Here is a 450-nt window from a genome sequence, read left to right on the forward strand (position 1 = left end):
GGTGGTCGCTCCGTCGCTGATTCCGAGGAAGCCCAGCGAGCGCGTGAAGACAAACCGCCGGGATGCCCTCGGATTGGCCAGGTTGCTGCGCGCTGGCGAACTGACGGCGGTATGGGTTCCCGATGAAGGCCACGAAGCCATGCGGGATCTCGTCCGCGCCCGGGCGGCCGCAGTTGAGACACTTCGGGTCCACCGGCAGCATGTGAGCGCCTTCATGCTCAAGCACGGACGTATCTTTCCGCGCAAAAAGGGCTGGACGATGCGCTATCTCTGCTGGCTGCAGGCGCAGCAGTTCGATCATCCCGCACATCAGATTGCGCTCCAGGAGATGGTCGAGGCGGTTCGCATCTCGAAAGAGCGGGCCGAGCGGCTTGAGCGTGTGATCGAGGAGTTCGTTCCAGCCTGGTCGCTGGCGCCGATCGTACGAGCGCTCCAGACATTGCGTGGGGT

At 64.0% G+C, this 450-nt stretch carries 1 pseudogene; it reads left to right on the plus strand.

Annotated features, from left to right (window positions below):
• Positions 1-450, plus strand: a pseudogene (locus EOA86_RS38075) (IS110 family transposase); the annotation flags it as partial.

It is taken from the genome of Mesorhizobium sp. M5C.F.Ca.IN.020.32.2.1 (assembly GCF_004023105.1).
In the GTDB taxonomy this organism is placed as follows: domain Bacteria; phylum Pseudomonadota; class Alphaproteobacteria; order Rhizobiales; family Rhizobiaceae; genus Mesorhizobium; species Mesorhizobium wenxiniae.